Here is a 22,030-nt window from a genome sequence, read left to right on the forward strand (position 1 = left end):
TTGTTTCAGACGTTATCCCAGCCGGAGAGTATTTCGATCAGTTCAGACAGGGAATAACGCACCGCTTTATCCACCACATCCTGACATTCACCGGAAAACAGCACGGTGCGGGTTTCCGTCTTTCCGCGAATATTCCAGCCGAAGCAGACCGTACCGGCTGCGGTGCCATCGTCGCCGCCTTCCGGTCCCGCATAGCCGCTGATGGCAAGGCCGATATCCGCCTCGGCAATTTCGCGAATTTTAGCGGCCATCTCGGTCACCGTTTGTTCACTGACGGCGGTGAAGCGCTCAATGGTTTCGTGCCGCACGCCGAGGATCCTCTCCTTCGCCGCATCGCTGAACACCACCATGCCAACGTCATAAAATTCCGCCGTGTTCTCTTCGGCACAAAGCGCAACAGCGAGATTGCCGCCGGTACAGGACTCTGCGGTGGTTAACCGCAAACCTCTGTCCGTAAGCTGAGTGGCGAGCTTTTTCGTCAGCTCGCTGATGGTGCTGTTGCTGTCGTGAATAAGGTTGCTCATCGCATTGCCCCTTAATTTTCGTCAGGAATAATAGAAATATGACCATTACGCTCAAGAATAGCGTATTTAATCTCCTTCAATTCTGTAATGCCGTGATTCTGGCGGGCTGATACCAATATATCATCACAGGACACATCGACCTTTTTCAGTTTATCGGCAAGGGGAACACCGTTCTCCACCAATATCACCGGCGTGCCATCAAGAATATTCTCAACAGTGGAAAAATATTTTTTCAGCAGGCCAAAAATAATATCCACAACCACCAGCGTCGTTATTGTAATCATTGCTCCGGTGACGGAGAAATCTTCGCCAAGCAGCGCCTGTTGTGTCGCCTCACTGATAATTAAGAGCAAAATAAGGTCAAAACTGGTCATTTGTAGCAGAGCGCGTCGCCCGGCAACTTTAAACACAATGACCAGAAACAGGTAAATTGCCAGGGCACGAAAAACCATGTCCATATTTGACTCCTAGGGGTAAATAAACTGCCAGAAACGGATATCTGGCTCGTTGTTTACGCGGATGCTGTTTGTCCACTTCCCTGCTTTTGACGGCGTGATGAATAACAAAACGGTAAATTTATCGGTCTGTTGTAAACGATCGTAGACGAGAAACAGGGTATTCCCCCGGCTGTACATGTTGTCCGGCTGTGGCCAGACGCTGCCGGGCTCATATGCGTCGCTGCTTTCGCTGGTCATGCTGAGGGTATATTTCCCCTCAGACGTCACCGGAAACGTCAGTGCCATCCGCGATTCGGTCTGGCGGCGACCGAAGCGCTCATAGCTCAGGGTCAGGGATTTTGCTTCGTTTGTTTTCTCCACGTCGCTGACCGCGCCGCTGGAAAACAGGCCGGCTATCGCGGCCACGATAATAGCTAACAGCACAATAAAACCCACCTGGCGAAATGCATACTCAAACGTCAGTAAACGGCTACTCTCTTTTATCCCAGGCACTTTTTCATTTTTTGGTTCCATGGCTGTGGTCACCGTTTCGCTTAATTGCCGAAATTTATGATTTTCCTGTGCAAATGCTTTTAAGACTTATCACATTTGCCACATAAAGGAATAGCAACAATACTTAATAAGTCAAGACATCCAAAATGAAGGATATCAGATGAAATTATCAGTGATTTCAGCCTTGTTTATATTAATTATCCCTACTGCATGGGCAGATAATAACGGCGGGTTACAAAAGGGTGACGCGCCGCCACCGCCGCATGCGCTGGACAGCGGTTATCGTGGTACCGATGATGCGCGCATTATGACCATTACTCAGGCGAAAGAGATGCATGATGGTGCCTCTATTTCATTGCGCGGCAATCTTATTGATGGCAATGGCGATAAATACGTATTCCAGGATAAAACCGGGAAAATCGACGTTATTATCCCGAAAGCCGTATTTGACGACAGAACCGTGGAACCTGACAACATGATCAGTATTAGCGGCTCGCTCGATAAAAAATCATCCCCACCCGTAGTGCGGGTCAGCCACTTGCAAAAATAATTCAGCGAAGCGTTAACGCTGTAACTATCCATCAAATCTCACCCCTAACAAGGAGTTAGCTATGAGTGATAATGAACAACGTACGAACGCTTACCCAACGCCACCTTTCCCGGAGCAGCCTCAGACGCCACCGGGCCTGGCCTCAGAGATGGAACCCGTACCCGACCACGGCGAGAAGAGCTACAAAGGGCATGGTCGTCTTGCCGGTAAGAAGGCGCTAATTACCGGGGGCGATTCCGGCATAGGACGCGCTGTAGCCATTGCCTATGCCCGCGAAGGGGCAGATGTCGCGATTAACTATTTGCCGGAAGAGGAAGAAGACGCAGCGGAAGTCATCGCCCTGATTAAAGCGGAAGGACGGAATGCCGTCGCGCTTCCGGGCGATGTGCGGGACGAAACTTTTTGTCAGAACCTGGTGGAGCAGGCCGTCTCAAAACTGGGCGGGCTGGATATCCTGGTGAATAACGCAGGCCGCCAGCAGTACCGTGAATCGCTGGAAGAACTGACCACGGAAGATTTTGACGCGACCTTTAAGACCAACGTCTATGCGCCTTTCTGGATCACAAAGGCGGCGTTGCGCCATATGAAAGCCCCTGCTTCCATCATTAACACCTCCTCCGTTCAGGCGGTTAAACCGAGCGCCGTACTGCTTGACTATGCGCAGACCAAAGCCTGTCTCGCGGTGTTCACCAAAGCGCTGGCGAAACAGCTGGGACCGAAGGGGATCCGCGTGAACGCGGTAGCGCCGGGACCTTACTGGACCGTGCTTCAGCCCAGCGGTGGGCAGCCACAGGAAAAAGTGAAACATTTTGGCGAGAGTACCCCTCTGGGACGCCCGGGACAGCCCGTGGAGATCGCACCGCTGTATGTCACCCTGGCCTCGGATGAGTGTTCATACACCTCCGGGCAGGTGTGGTGTTCAGACGGCGGGGATGGCGTCATCTAGCGCTCAAGGCGCGCAGAGTGTAGGCCGGGTAAGGCGAAGCCGCCACCCGGCAAATTGTTGCAGGCGAATGCTAAAGGGCTGCGAAAGCAGCCTTTTTTACGTTTAAGGGGTGACGACAGGAAACCAGAAGCTGAAGCTCTCCATGCAGCGCAGCATTTCGTTTACCTTCGCGGCATTGCCGACGATCGTCACCTCTCCTGCCTGTTGCGCCTTTTTCAACGTGGTCTCTTTGAGGATGATTTTATTCAGCGTTTCGCGGCTGAGCGTGATGGTTGCATCCGGATCTTCTGCCTGAGCGTTGGCGATATGGTTCAGCACGCCATTCTCCAGCTCCAGCTTGTACCTGCCGCCCTCGCGACCCAGATCAACGTTAAAAATCCCTCTGGCATTCGCAGCTCTGACGCCGTTAAGGTGAACGCCGAAGTAGTCAAAAATCATCTCAGTCGACATGGCACGAACCGCATCCGGGCTGGCGGTATTGGGCGTCGGCATCCTCTTCACGCCGTTACGCAACGCCTGCGCACCGGTGAGGTAGGCGTTACGCCAGGGTCCTGACTCGGCCTGGTATCCCAGCTGTTCAACCGCGTCCGCTTCCAGTTCGCGCGCCGCCTTATTATTTGGATCGGCAAAAACGACTTTACTCACTACCTGCGCCACCCAGCGGTAATTTCCCCGGGCATAATCAACCCGGGCTTTTTCAAGGATCGCGCGGGCTCCGCCCATGTAATCGACATATTTTTTCGCTGCCTCGACCGGAGGCAGTTCATTGAGCGTCGCCGGATTTCCGTCGAACCAGCCAAGATAGTAGACATAGGTGGCTTTGACATTGTTACTTACCGAGCCGTAATAGCCACGGCCTGCCCAGGATTTTGCCAGCCCGTAAGGCAGGGCGAAATTAGCGGCTATCTCATCCCTCGTCAGCCCTTTATTCGCCAGCCTCAGCGTCTGGTCGTTGATATAGCGGTAGATATCACGCTGGCTTTTCATCAGCTTCACCACTTTCTTATTACCCCATGTGGGCCAGTGGTGCTGCGCGATAATAATTTCCGCTTTATCCCCCCAACGATCGAGGGCGTTATTGATGTATTTTGACCATGCCAGCGGATCGTGTATCTTCGCCCCGCGCAGCGAGTAAGTATTGTGCAGGGTGTGAGTGACGTTCTCTGCTGCTTCAATCAGCTTTTTCTCTTCCACATACCAGAGCATTTCAGACGGCGCTTCCGACCCCGGCGCCAGCATAAAATCATAGGTGAGACCGTCGATGATCTCTTTCTGCCCGTCTTCGGTAATGGCGTGAGTGGGCGCGATAAGCGTGACCGTCCCGGCTGAGGTGGTCGTCCCCAGACCCGCCCCTACCTGACCTTTTACATTGGCCTTTAACAGGTTTCCGTAGATATAACTGGCACGGCGGCTCATGGCATTTCCGGCCATGATATTTTCCGATACCGCCTCTTCCATAAAACCTGCTGGAGCATAGACTTTCACTTTGCCGGTTATCACTCCCGCTTCATCGACTACGCCACGCACGCCGCCATAATGATCGACATGACTATGGGTATAAATAACGGCAACAACCGGGCGTTTGCCACGATGTTTAACGTAAAGATCCATGCCCGCTTTGGCCGTTTCCGCAGACACCAGCGGATCGATAACCGTGATCCCCTCTTTGCCCTCTATAATCGTCATATTCGACAGATCGAGGTTGCGGATCTGGTAGACGCCTTCCGTGACCTCAAACAGACCGCCAATATTATTCAGCTGCGCCTGACGCCACAGGCTCGGGTTGACGGTATCCGGCGCTTTTTGCCCTTCTTTGATAAAAGCGTATTTCCGGGGGTTCCAGATAACGGCGCCTTTTTCGCCTTTAATCACCGCGGGTGGCAGCGGGGCAATAAAGCCTTTGTGCGCATTTCGGAAATCGGTCTTATCAAAGAAGGGCAGTTGACCATAAAGTGCAGCATTCATCTCTTTCGTATGGGCAGTGGCTCCCTTCCCTTCCTTTTGTGCCAGGACAGGCAATGAGGTCAACGAGACTAATAGCAGACCAGCAATGGCCATCGCACTAACGAGCGTTTTAAATTTCATACTTCCTCGAGGCGTTATATTCACGCTGGCGGTACATGGGGGGAAAGGAGGCTATCACCAGGCTTATCTTTAACCTATGAAAATAACGTTTATAAATAAATAAGTTTATTCTTTCGTCGCTGCGGCCTTAAGGGATAATGCTGAGTCCAGTTATTTCCCCGGAGTAATTCGATGAAGAGCCTGCCGTTCTTTTTCGCTGTATTAACCCTCAGCACATTAACAGCCTGTAGTTCTCCTCAACCAGACAATGTTGAAAAAATTAATCATCTGCAAATTCCACTGGTGTTGCCGGGGGAAAAACCGCCGCAGGTACAGATATCGCATATCGCGTCTCTTTATCAGGAAAATAAACAGCAGATCGAGACCTTAACGCGTAGCGTAAAATCACAGTATCTACAGGACACCACCGCAAAAGAAATTTTTGTTGCGGACAGTGCCGTTCAACGCGTCTATGCCTCGCTGACCAAACTGGAACAGTTAGATATGGTAAATCAGCAATACCTGAAAGATAATAATGTCACGGGCCTGCAAAATATTCATATCATTCTTGAACCGTTATTCACCAGCTGAAAATAAAAAACCCGGCAACATAAGCAGCCGGGTTTTTATTAATGGGTATATCACGGGCATCAGTCGTACTGACCAAAGCGATAGCTAAGCCCTGCGGTGACGGAACTCAGGTCGCTGCTTACGCCAATCTGGTTAACATTGCCCACGTTGCTTACCCACTGATACTCCAGGCGACCCGCCCAGTTTTTATTGAAAGCGTATTCAGTACCCACGGCTGCAAGCGGGCGCACACCGGTTTCAAAACGATTGTGACCACTTACATCGGATTCAGCGCGATAGCCCATTGAGCCGGCACGGCCGTAAATATCCCAGTCATTAGTCAGGGCATAACTGGCCTTCAGAGACATTTGCAGGCCCTGCGTCTTCATTTGCGCCCCGGCGCCATGCTGACCTTTAATCTGCATGTTGCCTAAATAATCATAACCGCCTTCTACCGCAAGCCATGGGGTAATCTGATAACCCGTATAAACACCCCCACCGACATTATCATGGTCAAAATCGAAGTGGTCGGAATGCGTGTTCTCAAACGCTTTTGAACCCATATTGGTATCAAAATAGTGAGACCAGCCGAATTTCGCCCCGCTATACCAGGTGCCCGCATCAGCAGCGGCGAACGCGGAAGTGGCGGTAAATGCATTAGCCATAATCAATGCGATAACTGTCTTTTTCATAAAAATACCGTTTACTTGATAAAGTTAAATCTGAGAAAGCAAACGATATAGAAAATTAACGGCAGCGTTAATTCCATTTCTGTTTAATTTTAAACTTTCGCTAGAATGATTCGGGTAAATGTCTGACCTCAAGCAGATATCCACCGCGCTTAAAGGCGATATATTCGCCCTGCTTAAGGGCGGATAATACATTGAGTATACTGCTGCGAGAGAGCAGCGTACGATCCTGAATATATTCCAGAATCGTGGTACGCAGACGCGTCTCTTCCGGGAGCAAAATCATTTCCTGAAGGTGGTTACGAATAACGGAATAGGTACGCTGCTGGAGTACCTGGGCATCACGGAATATTAAATAGGCCGTATGGTATGAGAGCAGCGCGGCGACATCCTCCCAGACGCCCTCGGCGCGAAACAACTCAGCCGCCTTGTCCGCATCGAGACGTAAAATAGTCGACTCCCTTTCCGCACGGAGAAGATGCCCCTGCGTAGGCTGGATCATCTCTGCAATACCAAACAAATGCGGCTCGTAAACGGTCACTACCACCAGTCCATCCGAAGCCCGCAGCAGGGACAACTCCCCTTCCAGAAAGAGGTACATCTGCTGTTTCCCCTTCCGTAACCAGGTAAGTCGCTTACGCGGAACAACGTGCACTTTCTCCGCTATCGGCTCAAGGATGGCGGTCAGTCGTTCGATGGATTTTTCGGGTCGAACAGGCGGTAAAACATGCATGGTACAACCTTCTGACATTCAATATCTGCCATTATAGACCATATATTTTAAGCGGTTAGCCGATCAAAACTGATAGCTGTAGTTGACGCTGGCAAACCAAAGATAAGGATGATCGTAACTTCCGGCAAACGCCGTCGGCGATTTCACATGCGACGACTGCATATGAAGATACGACACGGCAATACCAATATTGCTGGCCGGGGTGATTTGATACTGGGCTCCCGTGCCAAATCGCCACTCATCGCCGGTGGGTAAGGTTAAAGCCACATCACTCTGGCTCTCATACGGCGAGCTGTCGAACGCCACACCGGCATTCAGTCGCCACTGAGGTGTTGGACGATACTGCACGCCCACCGCGCCGTGCCACGTATCCTTCATGCGGCTGACGTTGTTCAGTTGCCTGTCCCCAACGACGATTTGCGGCGCACCGAACTGGCTCCAGTCCTGCCAGCCGAGATCGCCCATAACCGACCACCGCGGGTTAATATCATGCACAAGACTGAGCATGATTTGCTGCGGCGCGCTGATTTGTGCCGACACCGGCAGGTCGTAGGCGCCATTCTGCATGCGAGCTTTGCCGTTAACAGAGTAGCGATAGTTCGTCTCGCTGTTCCATGTAATACCGGCTCGCGTCTGGTCGGTCAGTTGCATGAGTAACCCAAGCCGATAGCTCATGGCCCAGTCCTCATCATGCTGCCGATAGTCATTATCATTAACGTTGCGGGTCAGCGAGAAATAACCGTAATTAACGTTGGCGGACGCCCCTATTGAGAGGCGGTCGTTGAGCTTGTATGCCAGTGACGGACTGAGCGTCATTGCGACCAGGGTGCTCTTTTTAATCAGCCTGTCGCCCGCCCAGCTACCGTAATCGATCCCCAGACCGTAATTACCGTAAAGCCCGATCCCGGCATAAAGATCATCGTTTATTTTCTGGCTATAAAAGGCGCTGGCATTCGGGATGGTTTTCATCACGTCGCCGGGGCTTTGATGGGCATGGTTATCCAGCTGGTTATCGATGGAGCCATCCATAACCTGTAACCCACCGGTGACCATATGATCCGGCAGGCGCGTCATGCCAGCAGGGTTAGTCATGATTGTCGAGGCGTCCTGCGCATGAGCCGCCTGCCCTGCTCCGGCAAGCGCGGTATCTTCGGTGCCGGCTTCATAAAAATAGAGGGCGCTGGCATGGGCACTGGAGGCGGCAAATAAGCCCGCGCACAGGAGGAGTCGTGTTTTCATCTGCGATCCGGGAAATAAAAAATTTGCCGACAGATATAACAGGGGCGCCTGATGACGTAAAAATAAAGAGGGTTTAATTTTAAATTATGCGCGGTTCAGCCCCTCTTAATATCTCTGACAATTCAGCGACGTCCGGAATAAGGCACCGCTACGTCCTGCACCTGTAATACGTTCAGGTACAGGACGATAAAATCCAGGAATTTTGTTCAAGTTTATCCGGCCTTACTTATAATGCTCCAGATTGGTTTCCGGGCCCGTTCTGGCAATTTCCTGAGCTTTGCCGAAACTTTCAATCAGGCACTTATATTCCGGACAGACATGCTCTGCCAGGATCTCAGCAAAGCGAGAACCTTCCGCGCGGTTCCAGGTTCTCATTAATTCAGCGACAATGGCAAACGTATCGGTAGGGATCGCCCCCGCCTGAGCCACGCGCGCGATGGTGGTATCGGTCGCGATTTTGGACCAGTTCCCCGAGGCACCCACAACACAGTAAACCTTATACCCCTCCTGGACAGCGCTAACCGCAGGGAACGCCATGCAGACGCTGGTGAGCGTGCCGGCAATAATCAGGGTCTTTCTGCCCGTCTTTTCCACTTCCTTCACAAACGCCGGATTATCCCAGGTATTAATCTGCCCGGTGCGTGGAACATACACGGCATGGGGTGCATATTTGTGAATTTCCGGGATGAGCGGGCCATTGGGACCGTCAGGAACAGAGGCCGTGGTGATCACCGGGATATTTAAAAGCGTGGCAACTTTGGCTATCGCTGTCACATAATTACGAAGGTCTGGTACAGGCACATCACGTACCGTGTTGAATAAGCCACTCTGATGGTCGATGAGTAAAATTACAGCGTCATCAGTATCAATCATACCGTTTGTAGCAGCCATATTTCTTTCCTCATGATTTCTTTTACATTGCCGTCAACTCTCCCGGCTCCGCGATTTTACATGCACATGGTCAGGGTATAATGCATTGATAAATCATAATGAATAGTAGTCCGATCCGGTCTGAATACCGCATCATTTCAGGACAATTTCTGGCACGGTACGCTGAGCCATCGACGCTGACGGAAGCCCTCGTGAGGAGAAGAAATCTTTACAATGCCGTTACGCGGCCATTCGTATTCGTTCGGCTGAAGGCAAGCGTTACTCACTACTGGGATCGCCCTTATCCTCCCGCATGGATTCGATAAACTCCCGTTGCTCCTCTGTGAGTTCAAGCTCATCCAGCAAGCGATCTAACTCTTCTTCAGGTGATTCCTTTTGGTTCTTTCTCTTCCCGGTAGCCATACTCACCCTTGAGTTATTAGGATTAATCTCAGGGTATCCAGGGTACAGGAAATGTGCAACTTAGCGTGTTATGCCGACAACCGATCATAACAATGAACGAAAGGGGGAAGCAGGTACGCCAGTACAGGAAAGACTGATAGGGGTATTCCTGTTCCGGCGATGAAAGATAGCCAATTGAAAGCCTTGCCAGATTACATACGGGCTTTGCAATAATCGAGAGGGTGCAATGCCTACCTTCCCTTTAGTTTAACTTAACTCAAATTTAATCACGTTTAAATTAATGATTTTGTTAGATTTAATCGTTTATTGCCCTCTCACACATAGGTACACTTTCTCTATGGTTTTTTTTATAACAGCATGAGGAAAAGTGAAAATGGCTATTCCAGCTTACCTATGGCTTAAAGATGACGGTGGCGCAGATATTAAAGGGTCTGTAGATGTTCAGGATCGTGAGGGCAGCATTGAGATCACTGGATTTTCCCATAATCTCAGCATTCCAACGGACTTAATGACTGGAAAGATCACAGGAACCCGCAAGCACTCTGCCGTGCTAATTCAAAAAGAGTTTGATAGCTCCTCCCCTTATCTTTATAAAGCTGTTGCTACTGGTCAGACGCTTAAATCTGCTGAGTTCAAATGGTATAAGATCAACGACGCAGGACAGGAAGCGGAATACTTCAACATCCTGCTTGAAAGTGTGAGAGTTGTCGGCGTTTCTCCAGTGATGCACGACACCAAAGATCCGACCAAAGAGAAGCACAACCACCTCGAGTGTGTAGAACTTCGCTATGAAAAAATCACGTGGAAATACTGCGATGGCAACGTTCAGTTTACCGATGCATGGAATGAGAGAGCGCAAGCGTGAGATACCCAACATTAGCAGCATCACCTCATCCGCCTTTTGATGTGTCATCTTTCGCCCCGCCAGGTGTGAATATCGTCAATAATATGATGATGGCTCGCTTTCACCGCGGCCCGTCAGCCCTTACCTATGCATGGTTTTATCAGCAGGTAAGAGGCCATGGTCCGTGGGATTACAAACAGCACGGGAGACAGTTCGAGAGCTTCGGAAACTTCCATTATGGTGCTGTTGGCCACGCTGCGGGGATTTCCGGCGAAGTATTACTTAGAGGCGCAGGATGGGCGCAAAGCCGCGCAGGAACAACGGATCCGGCTTTTGGTGATTGGTTTGGCTCAACGCCTTACGGTGATGATCCTAACGACCAGTACTGGATAAGAGCGGGTATCGACTATGCAAAACGCACAGGTTTTTAAGAAGCGGTATCTACTTCTGATCCTGTTGGCTGTTGTCGCCTATGGGATATACAACTTGCTGTACTTCTCACCACTTGAGCAAGTGATTATTAAGAAGGTGAAAGTTAACAATCTGGCTAATCTTTACATCACAGAAGCGAGTGCAGGAGCCACCACAGGCTTTTCCTACCGTTTCTATCTCTATGATGTAACCAAAGATGATAAAGCGTTTATGGCGAGTCTGGAGAACGATCACCAGCCTTTCATGATCACCACGGACAAAGATGCATTGAAGAAGGTCGAGAATAATGCGATCTACCTTTCCGTGAAGGGAACCATTTACACCTTTCACAGCCCTGCGGATTATCTGGCAGGTGGCTCGATCTACTCCGTCCCTGTCTATTTAACCGCATCACCATACTAAAAACATAGCCAGCTGCCACGCTGGCTCTTTCTCTTCTGGTTTTAGACAACAGAAACCATTAAGCCCCTTAGAGGTTAGAAGACAAGCGAAGCACAGCGATTTCATAAGACTGTCAGAGGGTTACCTGCATTTCGTGTGCAGGGAGGACGTCAATGCTCTACAGGACATAACGCCTAAACAAGTTAGTCAGCGCTACTGAGCAACCTACTGAAATAAAGAAAGTTTTTGAACGGTTCTACTTGGGGAAATTCTGGAGCGGGCGAAGGGAATCGAACCCTCGTATAGAGCTTGGGAAGCTCTCGTTCTACCATTGAACTACGCCCGCTTTGAGGTGCGTAAGGCATTATAGACCTTACGCCTCTTCATACAAGCCTTTCCCCCACTAAGTGGCGATTAAATAATCACTTAGCACTTCGGCTTACTGCCCTGCGCCGGAAGATAACGCTGCGGATCGATGGCCGTGGCCTTATAGCGGATCTGGAAGTGCAGCTTCACCGTATCCGTCCCGGTACTGCCCATGGTCGCAATCTTCTGCCCCGCCTTCACGTTCTGGCCGTTATTGACCAGCATCGTGTCGTTATGCGCATACGCCGTAATGTAGTCTTCACCATGCTTAATCATGATCAGGTTACCGTATCCACGAAGCTGGTTACCGACATAGACCACCTTTCCGGCCCCTGAAGCGTAAACCGGTGTGCCGCGTGCGGCAGCGATATCAATACCTTTATTGCCACCTTCCAAGAGCGAGTACGGCGCAACCACTTTTCCGCTTGCAGGCCAGATCCAGCAGCGCTGACCGACCGGCGGCCAGGATGATTTAGGCACCTGATAGGATGGCGTGACTTTGGCTGTTTTACGCGTTGAGGACTTTTTCCCTGAGGAGGAACCACCGTTAACCTTGAGCTTCTGCCCTACCTCAATAGTATACGGTGGAGAGATATTATTCAGGCGCGCCAGCTCCTTCACGCTGGTTCCCGTGGCGCGTGAGATGCGGTAGAGCGTGTCCCCGCGCTTAACGGTATAGACTGCACCGGAATAACTGCCCATATCCGAAGATTTACTCCCCGAGCATCCTGCTACAAGTAGCGTCAGCGTCAGGCAGAAAACGGCAATGATCGGGTTTCTCGTCAGGCTTCCTGCAAACAAAACAGCTCCTCGGTCAGCGTGAATGGCGCACTATGATAGCAGCCCAAACTGATGCGGGTCATGCCCTTTTCCGCTCTGTGGGCCAAACCGTTCGCATAAGAATGCAGTATAATAATTCCGCTGATGGTGCTGAACCATTAAGCATTTTGGCACTGGAGCATCAATGAGTATTCAAGAACACGTTATTTTGGTAAATGACCAGGGAAAGGTGATTGGCACTCAGGAGAAGTACGCCGCGCACACGTCACACACCCCGCTACACCTGGCCTTCTCTTCATGGCTGTTTAACGCTAATGGAGAATGTCTGATCACCCGGCGCGCATTAAGTAAAAAAGCCTGGCCCGGCGTATGGACCAACTCCGTTTGCGGTCATCCACAGGCCGACGAAGCGACAGAGCAGGCGATTATCCGCCGCTGCCGCTTTGAAGTCGGCGCCGAAATCACAGACATCACCCCCATTGCCCCGGAGTTCCGCTACCGTGAAGCCGACCCGTCAGGGATCGTTGAAAACGAAATCTGCCCGGTCTATGCCGCCCGCGTAACGAATACCCTCGCAATCAATGACGATGAAGTGATGGAGTATCAGTGGGTGGAGCTGGACACGCTATTCCGCGCGCTGGACGCCACACCGTGGGCATTTAGCCCGTGGATGGTGCAGGAAGCGAACACCGCGCGTGAAAAACTCAGCGCCTTCGCGGCGCAATAAAAAAGCCCCGGCGATAAACGCACGGGGCTTTTTTTACGTCTTAACGGCTTATTTCACCGGACGCATCGCCGGGAACAGGATCACGTCGCGGATGGTGTGGCTGTTGGTGAACAGCATCACCATACGGTCGATACCAATACCCAGGCCAGCCGTCGGCGGCAGGCCGTGCTCCAGCGCGGTCACGTAGTCTTCGTCGAAGAACATCGCTTCGTCGTCGCCTGCCGCTTTCGCGTTAACCTGATCCTGGAAGCGCTGCGCCTGATCTTCTGCATCGTTCAGCTCGCTAAAGCCGTTACCGATTTCGCGGCCACCGATGAAGAATTCGAAGCGGTCAGTGATTTCCGGGTTCTCGTCATTACGACGCGCCAGCGGAGACACTTCCGCCGGGTATTCGGTGATGAAGGTCGGCTGAATCAGGTGCGCTTCGGCCACTTCTTCGAAGATTTCGGTCACGATACGACCCAAGCCCCAGCTCTTCTCAACCTTAATACCGATGCTTTCAGCGATCGCTTTCGCAGAGTCGAAGTTATCCAGATCCGCCATGTTGGTTTCCGGACGGTATTTCTTGATCGCTTCGCGCATGGTCAGTTTTTCGAACGGCTTGCCGAAGTCGAACACCTCTTCACCGTAAGGCACCTGGGTGGTGCCCAGAATGTCCTGCGCCAGGGTGCGGAACAGGGATTCGGTCAGCTCGATCAGATCTTTGTAATCCGCATACGCCATATAGAGTTCCATCATGGTGAACTCTGGGTTATGACGTACGGAGATACCTTCGTTACGGAAGTTACGGTTGATCTCAAACACGCGATCGAAACCGCCAACCACCAGACGCTTCAGGTACAGTTCCGGCGCGATACGCAGGTACATGTCCAGGTCCAGGGCGTTGTGATGGGTGATGAACGGACGGGCAGAGGCACCGCCGGGGATCACCTGCATCATCGGGGTTTCTACTTCCATAAAGTCGCGGTTAACCATGAACTGGCGAATACCGGCCATGATCTGGGAGCGAATTTTGAAGGTCTTACGGGATTCATCGTTAGAGATGAGATCCAGGTAACGCTGACGATAGCGCGCTTCCTGATCCTGCAAACCGTGGAACTTGTCCGGCAGCGGGCGCAGGGCTTTGGTCAGCAGACGCAGTTCGGTGCAGTGGATAGACAGTTCACCGGTCTTGGTTTTGAACAGTTTACCTTTAGCGCCCAGGATATCGCCGAGGTCCCACTTTTTGAACTGCTCGTTGTAGATGCCTTCCGGCAGGTCGTCACGAGAGACGTACAGCTGAATGCGGCCGCCAACGTCCTGTAAAGTCACGAAGGACGCTTTACCCATGATACGACGGGTCATCATGCGGCCCGCCACGGACACTTCAACGTTCAGCGCTTCCAGCTCTTCGTTCTCTTTACCGTCGAAGTCTGCGTGCAGTTGGTCTGAGGTATGGTCACGACGAAAATCGTTCGGGAACGGCACGCCCTGCTCGCGCAGCGCTGCCAGCTTCTCGCGGCGGGTTTTCAGTTCGTTGTTAAGATCGACTACCGCGTCAGCGCCCTGTGCTTGTTGTTCAGACATGTTGGTTCCTCATAACCCTGCTTTCAAACTTGCTTCGATAAATTGGTCCAGGCTGCCGTCCAGCACCGCCTGCGTGTTGCGGGTTTCAACCCCGGTACGCAGGTCTTTGATGCGGGAGTCATCAAGGACGTAAGAACGGATCTGGCTGCCCCAGCCGATATCGGACTTGTTGTCTTCCATCGCCTGCTTCTCAGCATTTTTCTTCTGCATCTCCAGCTCATAAAGCTTCGCTTTCATCTGCTTCATGGCCTGGTCTTTGTTCTTATGCTGGGAACGGTCGTTCTGGCACTGTGTTACCAGCCCGGTTGGAATGTGGGTAATACGCACCGCAGATTCCGTACGGTTAACGTGCTGACCACCCGCGCCGGATGCGCGGTAAACGTCGATACGCAGGTCCGCCGGGTTGATGTCGATATCGATATCTTCATCGACTTCCGGGTAGACAAACGCGGAGCTGAAGGAGGTGTGACGACGGCCGCCGGAATCGAACGGGCTCTTACGCACCAGGCGGTGAACGCCGGTCTCGGTACGCAGCCAGCCGTAAGCGTAATCGCCAATAATCTTGATGGTGACGGATTTGATACCCGCCACTTCACCTTCGGACTCTTCGATAATCTCGGTTTTGAAACCGCGCGCTTCCGCCCAGCGCAGGTACATGCGCATCAGCATGCTCGCCCAGTCCTGCGCTTCGGTACCGCCAGAACCTGCCTGAATATCGAGATAGCAGTCAGCACTATCGTATTCGCCGGAGAACATGCGACGGAATTCCAGCTGCGCCAGCTTCTCTTCCAGCACGTCGAGCTCTGCCACGGCTTCGTTAAAGGTTTCTTCGTCGTCGGCTTCGACAGCCAGCTCCAGCAGCCCAGAAACATCTTCCAGACCCTGCGCCATTTGATCCAGCGTATCTACGATGGCTTCGAGGGAGGAACGCTCTTTACCCAGCGCCTGAGCGCGCTCAGGTTCGTTCCAGACGTCCGGCTGTTCCAGCTCGGCGTTTACTTCTTCGAGACGCTCTTTCTTGGCATCGTAGTCAAAGATACCCCCTAAGAACGTCAGAGCGCTCCGTGAGGTCCTGAATGCGGTTTTTTACCGGATTAATTTCAAACATGGTCTGTTTTCTTTTATGAGCTTGTCAAAATGCGGTGATAAGAGCGGGATTGTACCGAATCCACGCCCTTTTTTATAGAGATTACTGACGCTAAATTGGCCAGATATTGTCGATGATGATCTGAAGGGAGCGGTTACCGCGGAACTCGTTAATATCCAGCTTATAGGCCAGCTCAACCTCGCGCACGCCGTTGTCCGGCCAGATGGAGGTATCAACGTTAAAGGCGATGCCGTCGAGCAGCGGTCCGCCGCCGACCGGTTCCACCATCACTTTGAGATGGCGTTCGCCCACGATGCGCTGTTGCAGCAAACGAAAACGTCCGTCGAAAAGCGGCTCCGGGAACATCTGCCCCCACGGGCCGGCATCGCGCAGCATCTGCGCCACCTCCATGGTCATTTCAGCCGGTGAAAGCTCACCGTCAGAAACCACTTCACCCTGCAACAGAGCCGGATCGATCCACTCGGTGACCAGTTCGCCAAACAGACGCTGGAATTCGTCGAACTTCGCCTCTTCCAGCGACAGGCCTGCCGCCATCGCGTGACCGCCGAACTTAATCATCAGGTTCGGATGCAGCGTATCCAGACGCTCCAGCGCATCGCGCATATGCAGACCCTGAATGGAACGACCGGAGCCTTTCAGCGTGCCGTCCCCGGCGGGGGCGAACGCGATCACCGGGCGGTGGAAACGCTCTTTAATGCGCGACGCCAGAATGCCCACCACGCCCTGGTGCCATTCGGGGTGATACATCGCCAGCCCGCCCGGCAGGGTATCGCCGCTGCGCTCCAGCTTTTCGCACAGGGTCAGCGCTTCGGCCTGCATGCCCTGCTCAATCTCTTTACGGGTCTGATTGAGTGCGTCCAGCTCACTGGCCAGCACACGCGCTTCGCCGATGTTGTCGCACAGCAGCAGCGCGACGCCAACCGACATATCATCCAGCCGCCCCGCCGCGTTCAGGCGCGGGCCGAGGGCAAAGCCTAAATCGCTTGCCGCAAGCTTCAGCGGATCGCGGTTGGCAATTTCCAGCAGCGCCTTAATCCCCGGACGGCATTTACCTGCCCGAATGCGGCTTAAGCCCTGCCAGGTGAGAATACGGTTATTGGTATCGAGCGGCACCACGTCCGCCACGGTTCCCAGCGCCACCAGATCGAGATACTCCGCGAGGTTCGGCACGGCAATCCCGCGCGATTCGAACCAGCCCTTATCTCGCAGCAACGTGCGTAACGCCAGCATCAGATAAAACGCCACCCCTACTCCGGCCAGCGATTTCGACGGGAAATCGCAGTCGCGCAGGTTCGGGTTAATGATGGCTTCGGCGGCAGGCAGTGTTTCGCCTGGCAGGTGGTGATCGGTGACCAGTACCGGGATCCCCAGCGCATGGGCATGATCAACCCCCGCATGAGAAGAGATCCCGTTATCCACGGTCATGATCATCTGTGCGCCACGGGCATGGGCCTGATCGACCACTTCCGGGCTGAGGCCGTAGCCGTCTTCAAACCGGTTCGGCACCAGGTAAGTCACGTTATCGCAGCCCAGCGCACGCAGACTGAGCACGCTCAACGCGGTACTGGTTGCGCCGTCTGCATCGAAATCGCCCACCACGACAATCCGCGTGCCTTCCCGGAACGCGTCGTAGAGCATTTCAGTCGCTTTTTCGATGCCACTCAGCGCTTGCCAGGGCAGCATGCCTTTGACGCTGCGCTCAAGATCGCTTGCCGTACGCACGCCACGGCTGGCATACAGCCGCTTTAGCAGCAGCGGAAGCGTGTCTGGTAAATCCGCGGTTTCACCCGCATCGCGGCGGCGCAGTTTTATCGGGGCTTTCACGCGAATTATTTACCACCCATCTGTTTTTGGTGCTCGTCGAGGAACGCCTTCATCTCTTTTGGCCCCTGGTAGCCCGGCACCACGTAGCCGTTACTCAGCACAATGGCTGGCGTACCGCTCACGCCAAACTGCACGCCCAGCGCGTAGTGGTTAGCGATGTCGATATCGCAGGACGCGGGCTTCACGCCTTTGCCGTTCATCGCGTCATCAAAGGCCTTGTTGCGGTCTTTCGCACACCAGATCGCTTTCATATCCTGCTCAGGCTGGCTCTGCACGCCAGCGCGTGGGAAAGCCAGGTAACGCACGGTAATGCCCAGTGCGTTGTAGTCTTTCATCTCTTCATGCAGCTTGTGGCAATAGCCGCAGGTGATGTCGGTGAAGACGGTAATAACGTGCTTTTCCTGCGCCGCCTTGTAGACAATCATCTCTTTTTCGAGCGCGTTCAGGTTTTTCATCAGCAGCTGGTTGGTGACGTTCACCGGCTGCGCGCCGCTCACGTCGTACATAGGCCCCTGAATAATGTGCTTGCCGTCTTCGGTCACGTACAGCACGCCGCTGTTGGTCAGCACCGTTTTCATGCCAGCCACCGGCGCTGGCTGGATCTCGCTGCTGGCGACGCCGAGTTTCGTCAGAGACTGTTTAATGGCGGCATCGTCCGCATGGGCAAAACCGGAAACCGAAGCTGCCAGCAGGGTGAGCAGCGCTAAAGACTTTTTCATATTTGTTCCTGTAACAATTCGTCGGCACTCACGCGCGAGGGTGGTGCTGTTGGTGTAGCTGCCGCAGGCGTTCCGTCGCGACATGGGTGTATATTTGCGTCGTTGAAAGATCGCTGTGTCCAAGCAACATCTGCACCACGCGTAAATCAGCGCCGTGGTTTAACAGATGCGTCGCGAAGGCGTGACGCAAAACGTGCGGCGACAGCTTCTCACTGTCAATACCCGCCAGTGTGGCGTAATGTTTAATGCGATGCCAGAACGTTTGTCGCGTCATCTGCTGCGCGCGCTGGCTCGGGAACAATACATCTATGGAGACGCCGTTCAGCAGCCACGGACGCCCGTGTTCCAGATACGTCTCCAGCCAGTAGACCGCCTCTTCACCCAGCGGCACCAGCCGTTCTTTGTTCCCTTTACCGATAACGCGCACCACGCCCTGACGCAGGCTGATATCGCTCATCGTCAGGCCCACCAGCTCGGAAACGCGCAAGCCCGTGGCATACAATAGTTCAAGCATGGCTTTATCGCGTAACTCCAGCGGAAGGTCAACTGCGGGCGACTGTAATAATCTCTCAACTTGTGCTTCGCTGAGATCTTTTGGCAGCCGCTGAGGCAGTTTAGGCGATGCCAGCAGTGCGCTAGGGTCATCCGCGCGGATCTTCTCGCGGTACAGGTGCTGGAACAGGCGGCGCATGGCGCTCAGCAGACGTGCGGAGCTGGTGGCTTTGTACCCCCCTTCCATCCGCTCAGCCAGTAACCCTTGCAGGTCATCGCTTTGCGCGCTTTCAAGCGTCAGCCCACGATGTGCCAGCCACTCGACCAGCAGCGTGAGATCCCGACGATAGGCGCTGAGCGTATTTTCAGCGAGGTTTTTCTCCAGCCACAGCGCGTCGAGAAACTGTTCGATGAGTGCGAGATCCTTTTCCACATCAGCCCCTTTGGTTCTGCAATCTGGCCATTATGCCTGATTGCCATCGGTTTCTGGTACACTACGCGCAAAGTCATAGCAAGAATTGAGATAGTTACGCGATGAATATTGGTCTGTTCTATGGTTCCAGCACCTGCTACACCGAAATGGCGGCGGAGAAAATTCGTGACATCATTGGCCCGGAACTGGTGACGCTGCATAACCTGAAAGATGACGCGGTTGCCTTGATGGAGCAGTACGATGTGCTCATTCTGGGTATCCCTACCTGGGACTTTGGTGAGATTCAGGAAGACTGGGAAGCCATCTGGGATCAGCTCGATTCAGTCAATTTTGAAGGCAAAATCATTGCGATGTACGGCATGGGCGACCAGTTGGGCTACGGGGAGTGGTTCCTTGACGCACTCGGCATGCTGCACGACAAACTGGCGCCAAAGGGCGCGACCTTTATCGGCTACTGGCCTACGGAAGGCTATGAGTTCACCAGTCAAAAACCGATTATTGCCGACGGTCAGCTGTTTGTCGGGCTCGCGCTGGATGAAACCAACCAGTACGATCTTAGCGACGAGCGCCTCCAGAGCTGGTGCGAGCAGATTCTGAGTGAGATGGCCGAGCAATTCAGCTGATTTACTCCTGCGTCGGCTGTTGCACGATCAACCGGCGCAGATCTCGCCACTCCGCGGGATCCATACTGTCTGCGGCCAGCCACAGGTGCTGGCGACGGTTATCCTCGACCCGACGCAGCCGTAGCATCATCCCGGTGTTAAGCATCCACGGCGTCCCCATCATCTCCCACTCTTTTCCCTGCCAGCGCAGGCGAGAATCCATCAGCAGCTTAATTTCACCCTGACGGGCGTTGATTCGACGCTGGCTGCGCACGCTGTCAAACACCACAAACGACAGCAATAGCAACCACAGAGGGGTATAGCTAAGCGGCCACGGCACCAATAACACCAGTGCCGCCACCAGACCGTGGAGCAGTAAGGACATCCACTGTGAGCGCCACGAGACGCGAAGATCAGATTGCCACAGGACCACGTTCCTGATTCCGTGTTTGAATTAATTGCACCATCCGTTGCAACTCGGTGTCGGCGGGCTTGCCGTGATTCATCAGCCAGTTGAATAAATCCGGATCGTCAGACTCAAGCAGACGGACAAACAGGCGCTTATCGTCATCGCTTAAGCTGTCGTACTCATACTCGAAGAAAGGCATGATGGAGATATCAAGTTCACGCATGCCGCGACGGCACGCCCAGTGAATACGGGCCTTGTTGTTAATATCCATGTTCTGTTTCCTGCATTACGTTTGGCACAGTCGGTATCCCGTTTGGTATTCATTATTGCTCTCCGGGAACACCTGCTAGTGTAACGTGTTTTTGACCGTTTCTTTACTGGAATATTGCGAACCTCGAGCAGGCTCCCTGAATAATCCTTATAAAGACAGCGGATTACACTATTTTGCGTAGCGCCACGCATAACCGCGTAATGGCACGAATGGCCTGCTGAAAGCGCTTGCATTGAATACAGTCTCTTTTACCATTAGGTATTATCAAAGCGTTAAGCAATTCAGGACATCACTATGGCATTTACACCATTTTCTCCTCGCCAGCCCGCCGCCTCTGCGCGTCTGCCGCTGACGCTGATTACTCTTGATGACTGGGCACTGGCGACACTGACTGGTGCGGACAGTGAAAAATACCTGCAAGGCCAGGTCACGGCGGACGTGGCGCAGTTGACTGAGCACCAGCATCTGCTGGCCGCGCATTGCGATCCAAAAGGCAAAATGTGGAGCAACCTGCGTCTGTTCCGCCGTCAGGACGGATTCGCCTTTATTGAGCGCCGCAGCCTGCGTGACGCCCAGCTTAAAGAGCTGAAAAAATACGCGGTCTTTTCTAAAGTCACCATCGCCCCGGACGATGAACACGTTCTGCTGGGGGTCGCGGGTTTCCAGGCGCGTGCAGCGCTGAAAAACCTGTTTGCCCAGCTGCCGGATGCTGAAAAACAGCTGGTCAGCGAGGGAGCGACCTCCATTCTGTGGTTCGAACACCCGGCGGAGCGCTTCCTGCTGGTAACCGACGAAGCAACGGCGGAACGCGTCACTGACGCCCTGCGCGGTGAAGCACAGCTCAACAACAGCCAGCAGTGGCTGGCGCTGAATATCGAAGCGGGTCTGCCGGTCATTGACGCGGCAAACAGCGCGCAGTTTATCCCGCAGGCGACAAACATCCAGGCGCTGGGTGGTATCAGCTTTAAGAAGGGCTGCTACACCGGTCAGGAAATGGTGGCGCGTGCGAAATTCCGCGGCGCGAACAAACGCGCCCTGTGGACGCTGGCTGGTCACGCCAGCCGTGTGCCGGAAGCGGGTGAAGATCTTGAGATGAAGATGGGCGAAAACTGGCGCCGTACCGGCACCGTGTTAGCCGCCGTCCAGCTCGATGATGGCCGCCTGCTGGTGCAGGTTGTCATGAATAATGATATGGAGCCCGACAGCGTATTCCGCGTGCGGGATGATGCAAACACGCTCAGCATTGAGCCGCTACCGTATTCTCTGGAAGATTGATGCTGTATCGCCCGGTGGCGCTGCGCTTACCGGGCCTACGGTGTTGATATTCTCCCTCTCCCTGTGGGAGAGGGTCGGGGTGAGGGCATCAGACCGCACCTTACAAAAAAACTACACCTGCCCAACATACAGATAAATTGCCAGGAAGTGGCACACGCTGCCGCCCAGCACAAAGCCGTGCCAGATGGCATGGTTGTACGGAATACGCTTGCAGACGTAGAAAATCACGCCCAGCGAGTAGAC

Annotated in this window: 26 protein-coding genes, 1 tRNA gene and 1 pseudogene; 9 read left to right on the forward strand and 19 right to left on the reverse strand. The window is 53.3% G+C overall.

The window, feature by feature from the left end; translation table 11 throughout:
- Positions 1-5 precede the first annotated feature (5 nt).
- Genes IMQ56_RS09160 through IMQ56_RS09170 form a run of 3 tightly spaced genes read right to left on the reverse strand, consistent with a single transcriptional unit; the run spans position 6 to position 1,495 of the window.
- A complete protein-coding gene (locus tag IMQ56_RS09160) occupies positions 6-524 on the reverse strand; it encodes a 2-oxo-tetronate isomerase (protein ID WP_017382875.1) in 519 nt (172 codons plus the stop codon).
- A gap of 11 nt (positions 525-535) precedes the next feature.
- Entirely contained in the window at positions 536-982 is a 447-nt protein-coding gene (locus IMQ56_RS09165; RefSeq protein WP_006811854.1) for a YetF domain-containing protein, read from the reverse strand.
- A 9-nt stretch (positions 983-991) separates the two neighbouring features.
- Complete coding sequence (locus IMQ56_RS09170; RefSeq protein ID WP_196063874.1) at positions 992-1,495, reverse strand: hypothetical protein; 504 nt, start codon at positions 1,493-1,495, stop codon at positions 992-994.
- Between the two features lie 139 nt (positions 1,496-1,634).
- Here IMQ56_RS09170 and IMQ56_RS09175 point away from each other — a divergent pair, with 139 nt between their 5' ends.
- Together IMQ56_RS09175 and IMQ56_RS09180 are read left to right on the forward strand one after the other, a co-directional pair.
- Complete coding sequence (locus IMQ56_RS09175) at positions 1,635-2,024, forward strand: YdeI family stress tolerance OB fold protein (protein ID WP_032649404.1); 390 nt, start codon at positions 1,635-1,637, stop codon at positions 2,022-2,024.
- 61 nt (positions 2,025-2,085) lie between these two features.
- Positions 2,086-2,970 carry an SDR family oxidoreductase gene (locus IMQ56_RS09180; protein WP_032649406.1) on the forward strand — a complete coding sequence of 295 codons (885 nt, stop codon included), beginning with the start codon at positions 2,086-2,088 and terminating at the stop codon, positions 2,968-2,970.
- 102 nt (positions 2,971-3,072) lie between these two features.
- On the opposite strand, the gene IMQ56_RS09185 is transcribed toward IMQ56_RS09180, so the two are convergent.
- The gene (locus IMQ56_RS09185; RefSeq protein ID WP_196063875.1) at positions 3,073-5,055 is read right to left on the reverse strand and encodes an alkyl sulfatase dimerization domain-containing protein; all 1,983 of its coding nucleotides are present in this window, start codon (positions 5,053-5,055) and stop codon (positions 3,073-3,075) included.
- A 171-nt stretch (positions 5,056-5,226) separates the two neighbouring features.
- Between IMQ56_RS09185 and IMQ56_RS09190 the strand changes: the two genes are divergently transcribed.
- Positions 5,227-5,625 (forward strand): hypothetical protein, encoded by a 399-nt coding sequence (locus IMQ56_RS09190; protein ID WP_045327239.1) that lies wholly within the window; start codon positions 5,227-5,229, stop codon positions 5,623-5,625.
- Positions 5,626-5,684: 59 nt separating this feature from the next.
- On the opposite strand, the gene IMQ56_RS09195 is transcribed toward IMQ56_RS09190, so the two are convergent.
- The 5 genes from IMQ56_RS09195 to IMQ56_RS09215 all read right to left on the reverse strand — a co-directional run bounded on the left by IMQ56_RS09195 (position 5,685) and on the right by IMQ56_RS09215 (position 9,558).
- Positions 5,685-6,296 (reverse strand): outer membrane beta-barrel protein, encoded by a 612-nt coding sequence (locus tag IMQ56_RS09195; protein ID WP_196063876.1) that lies wholly within the window; start codon positions 6,294-6,296, stop codon positions 5,685-5,687.
- A 100-nt stretch (positions 6,297-6,396) separates the two neighbouring features.
- Positions 6,397-7,026, reverse strand: a complete 630-nt coding sequence (locus IMQ56_RS09200) for a winged helix-turn-helix transcriptional regulator (RefSeq protein WP_196063877.1) — start codon at positions 7,024-7,026, stop codon at positions 6,397-6,399.
- A gap of 63 nt (positions 7,027-7,089) precedes the next feature.
- On the reverse strand, positions 7,090-8,265 hold the full coding sequence (locus IMQ56_RS09205; RefSeq protein ID WP_196063878.1) for an outer membrane protein transport protein: 1,176 nt from the start codon (positions 8,263-8,265) through the stop codon (positions 7,090-7,092).
- 222 nt (positions 8,266-8,487) lie between these two features.
- Complete coding sequence (locus IMQ56_RS09210) at positions 8,488-9,156, reverse strand: isochorismatase family protein (protein ID WP_196063879.1); 669 nt, start codon at positions 9,154-9,156, stop codon at positions 8,488-8,490.
- A gap of 258 nt (positions 9,157-9,414) precedes the next feature.
- Positions 9,415-9,558 (reverse strand): hypothetical protein, encoded by a 144-nt coding sequence (locus IMQ56_RS09215; protein ID WP_015571788.1) that lies wholly within the window; start codon positions 9,556-9,558, stop codon positions 9,415-9,417.
- 373 nt (positions 9,559-9,931) lie between these two features.
- Between IMQ56_RS09215 and IMQ56_RS09220 the strand changes: the two genes are divergently transcribed.
- The 3 genes from IMQ56_RS09220 to IMQ56_RS09230 are packed head-to-tail and all read left to right on the forward strand — an operon-like array spanning position 9,932 to position 11,236.
- Positions 9,932-10,423 carry an Hcp family type VI secretion system effector gene (locus IMQ56_RS09220; RefSeq protein WP_015571789.1) on the forward strand — a complete coding sequence of 164 codons (492 nt, stop codon included), beginning with the start codon at positions 9,932-9,934 and terminating at the stop codon, positions 10,421-10,423.
- Positions 10,420-10,833, forward strand: a complete 414-nt coding sequence (locus IMQ56_RS09225; protein ID WP_223825176.1) for a polymorphic toxin type 44 domain-containing protein — start codon at positions 10,420-10,422, stop codon at positions 10,831-10,833. Before IMQ56_RS09220 ends, IMQ56_RS09225 begins: the two co-directional genes overlap by 4 nt.
- Positions 10,811-11,236 (forward strand): hypothetical protein, encoded by a 426-nt coding sequence (locus IMQ56_RS09230; RefSeq protein ID WP_015571791.1) that lies wholly within the window; start codon positions 10,811-10,813, stop codon positions 11,234-11,236. The genes IMQ56_RS09225 and IMQ56_RS09230 overlap by 23 nt, the downstream gene beginning before the upstream one ends.
- 251 nt (positions 11,237-11,487) lie before the next feature.
- Here IMQ56_RS09230 and IMQ56_RS09235 read toward each other — a convergent pair.
- Together IMQ56_RS09235 and actS are read right to left on the reverse strand one after the other, a co-directional pair.
- Positions 11,488-11,561 (reverse strand) — tRNA-Gly (locus IMQ56_RS09235).
- Between the two features lie 80 nt (positions 11,562-11,641).
- Positions 11,642-12,382: an amidase activator ActS gene (gene actS, locus IMQ56_RS09240; RefSeq protein WP_196063880.1), complete on the reverse strand. Its 741-nt coding sequence runs from the start codon at positions 12,380-12,382 to the stop codon at positions 11,642-11,644.
- 163 nt (positions 12,383-12,545) lie between these two features.
- Between actS and idi the strand changes: the two genes are divergently transcribed.
- The gene (gene idi, locus IMQ56_RS09245) at positions 12,546-13,088 is read left to right on the forward strand and encodes an isopentenyl-diphosphate Delta-isomerase (protein ID WP_045340096.1); all 543 of its coding nucleotides are present in this window, start codon (positions 12,546-12,548) and stop codon (positions 13,086-13,088) included.
- A gap of 48 nt (positions 13,089-13,136) precedes the next feature.
- Here the strand turns inward: idi and lysS are convergent, their stop codons facing one another.
- The 5 genes from lysS to xerD all read right to left on the reverse strand — a co-directional run bounded on the left by lysS (position 13,137) and on the right by xerD (position 19,230).
- On the reverse strand, positions 13,137-14,654 hold the full coding sequence (gene lysS / locus IMQ56_RS09250) for a lysine--tRNA ligase (RefSeq protein ID WP_003863452.1): 1,518 nt from the start codon (positions 14,652-14,654) through the stop codon (positions 13,137-13,139).
- Positions 14,655-14,663: 9 nt separating this feature from the next.
- A protein-coding gene (gene prfB, locus IMQ56_RS09255; RefSeq protein WP_096147815.1) for a peptide chain release factor 2 occupies positions 14,664-15,762 on the reverse strand; the annotation gives its coding sequence in 2 pieces (ribosomal slippage) (positions 14,664-15,686 and positions 15,688-15,762; 1,098 coding nt in all).
- A gap of 90 nt (positions 15,763-15,852) precedes the next feature.
- On the reverse strand, positions 15,853-17,586 hold the full coding sequence (recJ, locus tag IMQ56_RS09260; RefSeq protein WP_017382886.1) for a single-stranded-DNA-specific exonuclease RecJ: 1,734 nt from the start codon (positions 17,584-17,586) through the stop codon (positions 15,853-15,855).
- 5 nt (positions 17,587-17,591) lie between these two features.
- Positions 17,592-18,305 carry a bifunctional protein-disulfide isomerase/oxidoreductase DsbC gene (gene dsbC / locus IMQ56_RS09265; RefSeq protein WP_006811871.1) on the reverse strand — a complete coding sequence of 238 codons (714 nt, stop codon included), beginning with the start codon at positions 18,303-18,305 and terminating at the stop codon, positions 17,592-17,594.
- Between the two features lie 28 nt (positions 18,306-18,333).
- Positions 18,334-19,230, reverse strand: a complete 897-nt coding sequence (gene xerD, locus IMQ56_RS09270; RefSeq protein WP_003863442.1) for a site-specific tyrosine recombinase XerD — start codon at positions 19,228-19,230, stop codon at positions 18,334-18,336.
- 101 nt (positions 19,231-19,331) lie between these two features.
- On the opposite strand from xerD, the gene fldB reads away from it, so the two are divergent.
- The gene (gene fldB / locus IMQ56_RS09275) at positions 19,332-19,853 is read left to right on the forward strand and encodes a flavodoxin FldB (RefSeq protein WP_196063881.1); all 522 of its coding nucleotides are present in this window, start codon (positions 19,332-19,334) and stop codon (positions 19,851-19,853) included.
- A 1-nt stretch (position 19,854) separates the two neighbouring features.
- Here the strand turns inward: fldB and IMQ56_RS09280 are convergent, their stop codons facing one another.
- Complete coding sequence (locus IMQ56_RS09280) at positions 19,855-20,265, reverse strand: protein YgfX (RefSeq protein ID WP_017382887.1); 411 nt, start codon at positions 20,263-20,265, stop codon at positions 19,855-19,857.
- Positions 20,246-20,512, reverse strand: a complete 267-nt coding sequence (gene sdhE, locus IMQ56_RS09285) for an FAD assembly factor SdhE (RefSeq protein WP_003863437.1) — start codon at positions 20,510-20,512, stop codon at positions 20,246-20,248. Before sdhE ends, IMQ56_RS09280 begins: the two co-directional genes overlap by 20 nt.
- A 294-nt stretch (positions 20,513-20,806) precedes the next feature.
- Between sdhE and ygfZ the strand changes: the two genes are divergently transcribed.
- Positions 20,807-21,787: a tRNA-modifying protein YgfZ gene (gene ygfZ, locus IMQ56_RS09290; protein WP_017382888.1), complete on the forward strand. Its 981-nt coding sequence runs from the start codon at positions 20,807-20,809 to the stop codon at positions 21,785-21,787.
- Between the two features lie 111 nt (positions 21,788-21,898).
- On the opposite strand, the pseudogene IMQ56_RS09295 reads toward ygfZ, so the two are convergent.
- Positions 21,899-22,030: pseudogene (locus IMQ56_RS09295) on the reverse strand (hemolysin III family protein); the annotation flags it as partial.

The sequence above is a fragment of the Enterobacter sp. Res13-Sevr-PEC09-46 genome (genome assembly GCF_015672585.1).
In the GTDB taxonomy this organism is placed as follows: domain Bacteria; phylum Pseudomonadota; class Gammaproteobacteria; order Enterobacterales; family Enterobacteriaceae; genus Enterobacter; species Enterobacter hormaechei_C.

Coding starts and splice junctions, on each gene's coding strand:
- IMQ56_RS09210 (WP_196063879.1), bottom strand. CDS start 9,156: ATGGCTGCTACAAACGGTATGATTGATACTGATGACGCTGTAATTTTA.
- IMQ56_RS09165 (WP_006811854.1), bottom strand. CDS start 982: ATGGACATGGTTTTTCGTGCCCTGGCAATTTACCTGTTTCTGGTCATT.
- IMQ56_RS09230 (WP_015571791.1), top strand. CDS start 10,811: ATGCAAAACGCACAGGTTTTTAAGAAGCGGTATCTACTTCTGATCCTG.
- IMQ56_RS09185 (WP_196063875.1), bottom strand. CDS start 5,055: ATGAAATTTAAAACGCTCGTTAGTGCGATGGCCATTGCTGGTCTGCTA.
- IMQ56_RS09175 (WP_032649404.1), top strand. CDS start 1,635: ATGAAATTATCAGTGATTTCAGCCTTGTTTATATTAATTATCCCTACT.
- IMQ56_RS09200 (WP_196063877.1), bottom strand. CDS start 7,026: ATGCATGTTTTACCGCCTGTTCGACCCGAAAAATCCATCGAACGACTG.
- idi (WP_045340096.1), top strand. CDS start 12,546: ATGAGTATTCAAGAACACGTTATTTTGGTAAATGACCAGGGAAAGGTG.
- sdhE (WP_003863437.1), bottom strand. CDS start 20,512: ATGGATATTAACAACAAGGCCCGTATTCACTGGGCGTGCCGTCGCGGC.
- IMQ56_RS09195 (WP_196063876.1), bottom strand. CDS start 6,296: ATGAAAAAGACAGTTATCGCATTGATTATGGCTAATGCATTTACCGCC.
- IMQ56_RS09220 (WP_015571789.1), top strand. CDS start 9,932: ATGGCTATTCCAGCTTACCTATGGCTTAAAGATGACGGTGGCGCAGAT.
- IMQ56_RS09160 (WP_017382875.1), bottom strand. CDS start 524: ATGAGCAACCTTATTCACGACAGCAACAGCACCATCAGCGAGCTGACG.
- IMQ56_RS09180 (WP_032649406.1), top strand. CDS start 2,086: ATGAGTGATAATGAACAACGTACGAACGCTTACCCAACGCCACCTTTC.
- lysS (WP_003863452.1), bottom strand. CDS start 14,654: ATGTCTGAACAACAAGCACAGGGCGCTGACGCGGTAGTCGATCTTAAC.
- IMQ56_RS09205 (WP_196063878.1), bottom strand. CDS start 8,265: ATGAAAACACGACTCCTCCTGTGCGCGGGCTTATTTGCCGCCTCCAGT.
- fldB (WP_196063881.1), top strand. CDS start 19,332: ATGAATATTGGTCTGTTCTATGGTTCCAGCACCTGCTACACCGAAATG.
- IMQ56_RS09215 (WP_015571788.1), bottom strand. CDS start 9,558: ATGGCTACCGGGAAGAGAAAGAACCAAAAGGAATCACCTGAAGAAGAG.
- dsbC (WP_006811871.1), bottom strand. CDS start 18,305: ATGAAAAAGTCTTTAGCGCTGCTCACCCTGCTGGCAGCTTCGGTTTCC.
- ygfZ (WP_017382888.1), top strand. CDS start 20,807: ATGGCATTTACACCATTTTCTCCTCGCCAGCCCGCCGCCTCTGCGCGT.
- IMQ56_RS09190 (WP_045327239.1), top strand. CDS start 5,227: ATGAAGAGCCTGCCGTTCTTTTTCGCTGTATTAACCCTCAGCACATTA.
- IMQ56_RS09170 (WP_196063874.1), bottom strand. CDS start 1,495: ATGGAACCAAAAAATGAAAAAGTGCCTGGGATAAAAGAGAGTAGCCGT.